Origin of the sequence: Streptomyces caeni (genome assembly GCF_042678285.1) — a bacterium.
Classification (GTDB): Bacteria; Actinomycetota; Actinomycetes; order Streptomycetales; family Streptomycetaceae; genus Streptomyces; species Streptomyces caeni.
In genome coordinates this window covers 1-3,239 of the sequence record NZ_JBHUDX010000054.1, presented here as the reverse complement: position 1 = coordinate 3,239, position 3,239 = coordinate 1, and the positions used below count along the sequence as shown (strand labels likewise).

Annotated in this window: 4 protein-coding genes; 1 reads left to right on the top strand and 3 read right to left on the bottom strand. The window is 68.1% G+C overall.

The window, feature by feature from the left end:
* The first annotated feature begins 63 nt into the window (after positions 1–63).
* Positions 64–351 carry a hypothetical protein gene (locus tag ACFSL4_RS20540; protein WP_381084769.1) on the top strand — a complete coding sequence of 96 codons (288 nt, stop codon included), beginning with the start codon at positions 64–66 and terminating at the stop codon, positions 349–351.
* A gap of 308 nt (positions 352–659) precedes the next feature.
* On the opposite strand, the gene ACFSL4_RS20535 is transcribed toward ACFSL4_RS20540, so the two are convergent.
* The 3 genes from ACFSL4_RS20535 to ACFSL4_RS20525 form a co-directional block, all read right to left on the bottom strand.
* Entirely contained in the window at positions 660–788 is a 129-nt protein-coding gene (locus ACFSL4_RS20535; protein WP_381084766.1) for a hypothetical protein, read from the bottom strand.
* Positions 789–1,097: 309 nt separating this feature from the next.
* Positions 1,098–2,201 (bottom strand): M20 family metallopeptidase, encoded by a 1,104-nt coding sequence (locus ACFSL4_RS20530; RefSeq protein ID WP_381084763.1) that lies wholly within the window; start codon positions 2,199–2,201, stop codon positions 1,098–1,100.
* Positions 2,202–2,244: 43 nt separating this feature from the next.
* Positions 2,245–3,162, bottom strand: a complete 918-nt coding sequence (locus tag ACFSL4_RS20525) for an aminotransferase class III-fold pyridoxal phosphate-dependent enzyme (protein ID WP_381084760.1) — start codon at positions 3,160–3,162, stop codon at positions 2,245–2,247.
* Positions 3,163–3,239: the final 77 nt, after the last annotated feature.

The window sequence follows — 3,239 nt, the reverse complement described above, 5'->3', positions numbered from 1 at the left end:
CAAGAGCGACCTGTCCTCGCGGGTCTACTACGACCGTCAGCGCGCCCGCGGCCGGCAGGAACCGTGGAACGGATCAGCAGCGCAGAAGACCTCCTGCGAACGCCCGGAGCCGTCTTCGCCGATGTCAGGGTGCGTACCGGGGACGAGTCGCTGAAGGCGGCCAACTCCGTGACCTCTGCTGGCATTGTGCTGATGCGGGCGGATAGTGAGAAACAGGTGCAAGAGCGGATCACGGAGTTGGGTAACCGATATGAGATCGTTGTTGCTGGGCATCCGGAGCCGGTCGGAGCGGGCTCTCACTCGAGTGAGAACTCTTCGTCAGACAACCCCCATCCCAGTAGCCGTCCATGAAGCAGAACAGTTCTGCAGGCTCGACCAGAGCCCGGGCTGATCTCGGCCCCGGAGCCCTAGCTCAGACACCAGCCGCAAAGTAGCGACGAGGACTTCGTGACCGCCATCTTCTTGGGTAGGCGAGGCACGGTCTTGGTCTTTTCAAGGTGCCCGTCCACCGTCGACCGCGGCACGCCGAACAAGTCGGCGATCTGCTGGACCGTCTCCTTCCACTAGCCGTAAAGCCGTTGGCGAGCGCGGCCTGGCCCTCGGTGAGCTTCGGCCGACGCCCTCTCACCCGGCCCGGGGCGCGGGCGGAGGCAAGCCTGTCATTGGTGTTCGCCACGATCAGTTCGGCGCTGGAGCTCGTCCAGCACGGACAGCATCCCGAACATCGCCCATCCCTCCATCGTGGACGTGTCGATGCCCTGCTCGATCACGAGCAGGGTGACCTTCAACCTGTCGCCCCCGCACAACAGTTGGAGCGAGCGTAAGGGCCCTTCAGGGCCTAGGCGGCGGCCTCTGTGCCCCGGGGCGCCCGGCGTGTCGTAGGCTCCAAGGCGTCCTCGATGCGCTCCCACAGCCTGACCGGGTCCAGGATGATCCGCTTCGGGGAATGCCGCGTCGTGCGGCCTTCTCAGGGAGCCCGGCGGCCCAATGGGCGCGGTTGCCGAACGCCGACGCCGTCCCACCAATCGTGCTGCGTGTCGAGAACCGCCAGGTTCCGGCGGCGCCAATGGGCGCCGCCGGGACGCGCGGGCAGCAGCTCAGTCCTGGTGGGAGTCGCGGATCGAGGCCACCAGTCCGCTCACGAGACGGGCCCGCTCAACCATCGCGTCGACTAGCAGGTATTCATGGTCGGCGTGCGCGCCGCCACCGACGGCTCCCAGCCCGTCGAGAGTCGGCACGCCCAGTGCGGCGGTGAAGTTACCGTCGCTGCCGCCGCCGACTGCCTTGCCCTCGATGCCCGGCTGCAGCCGCTGCGCCATGGCGAACAACTCCGCAGCTGCGGACTCGGGCATCGGGGGACGGCCCACCGCGCCCTGCACCTTGAGCCGAGCCCCGGGAAGGTGCGGGGTCAATGCGGCGAACGCCGCCTCGACCCGCTCCTTCTCCGCAGCCGACTCGACGCGCACGTCGACCAGCACCGTAGCCTCAGCGGGCACCACATTGTCCGAGGTCCCCGCAGTGGCCACCGTCGGAGTCACCGTCGTGCCCACCTCCGGCCGGCTGAGCGTCGCGATGGCCAGCACCTGATGGGCCGCCTCGACCAGGGCGTTCACCCCGGCGGCAGGCTCGAGACCGGCATGCGCCGCGCGCCCCTCGATGTCCACCCGGAAAGTGCCGCAGCCCTTGCGGCCGATCTTCAACCCACCGCCTTCCGCGGAGCCTTCAAACACCAGCACGGCGCCGCACTCCTGCGCCAGCTCCTCAATGAGTGCCCGCGAGGTGCCCGAACCCACCTCCTCGTCCGCCGTCACGAGGATCTCCACGCCCGACAGTTCCTTCAGTGCGGCCAGCCCGTGCACCGCCTGCACCAGTCCGCCCAGCATGTCGAAGACGCCGGGCCCCGTCGCGCGCCCGTCGGCCACCCGGAACGGGCGCTTGGCAAGCGTTCCCCTGGGGAACACCGTGTCGTGGTGGCCGAGGACGAGAACTCGGGGGGTGCCGCCCCCGGACCAGCGGACATGGGTCCCGGCCTCCCCCGGCAGCAGGACGGCCTTACCACCCAACCGCTTCTCCAGGATCTCGGCGACCGCCTCGGCCGACTCCTCAAGGGCGGTCAGGTCGCGGGAGGGCGACTCCACCTCGACGAGTCGCCGCAGGTCGGCAAGCATCGCCTCGGTGCTGATCTCAGTTCTCTGGTGCATGTCCGACCTTCAGGCTTGGGGACGTAGGTGACAAACAACGGGCTTACTGGCAGGCCCGCGCGACCACCTGCAGCGAGCTCTCCAGCGCCGCGAGGAAGCGCGCGTCGGTCTCCGGAGTCTGCGGCAGCGACAGGGTGACGAAGCCGCTTTTGCCGGTGTAGATGCCACGGTCGAGCAGCTCGTGGAAAAGCAGCTCGATCGGCCGCCGGTCCGCATCTGCCAGATCACTGGCCCGCGCAACCGGTATGTCAGTTGGGTGGATCCCGATCAGCGAGCCCCAACCGGTGGCCTGGAAGCCGTGCTCGCGCAGCAGCGCATCAGCCTGGCCGCGTAGCTGCTCGCCGCGCCGGAAGAGCTCGTCGAGGCTCTCCCGGGTGAGTACAGAGCTCAGCATGGCTGCGCTGGCCGCCATGGAGAAGCGGTTGTTGTTGAATGTGCCCGAGTGATCGTACGAGGGCTGCTGGCCCCGGGCGATCTGCAGCATGATCCGCTCGGCGCCGCCGACTACGCCGAAGCCGAAGCCGCCGCCGAGGTACTTGCCCATCGTGGTGAGGTCCGGGCGTACGCCGAGCAACTCTTGGGCCCCGCCGTACGACATCCGGGAGGTCTGCACCTCGTCGAAGAGCAGCACGGCGCCCTGTTCGTCGCAGATTTCGCGCAGGCCCGCGAGGAAGCCGGGGGCGGACTGGATGCGGCCTCCGGAGCCAAGCATGGGCTCCACCAAGACGCAGCCGATCTGCTCGGGCCACTGGTCGAAGGCGCCGCGGACCGACTCAAGGTCGTTGTAGTCGCAGAGCACCGCGTCGACGGGGACGTTGAGCGAGGGGCGGCCGCGACTGAAGCTGAGGAAGCCACCGTGGTATCCGCCGTCGAATACGAGCACCTTCTGCCGGTCCGACCACTTCAGCGCCAGAGAGATCGCCACGAGGTTTGCCTCGGTCCCGGAGCTGGTGAAGCGCACTAGGTCCTGTCTGGAGTTTGGATTACGAGTGTGGTGCGATGCTTCGGAGCCAGAGCATCGCACCACACAGGTGCAGT

Excerpts from the sequence above, each read along its gene's own strand:
- ACFSL4_RS20530 (WP_381084763.1), bottom strand. The coding sequence starts at position 2,201 with ATGCACCAGAGAACTGAGATCAGCACCGAGGCGATGCTTGCCGACCTG.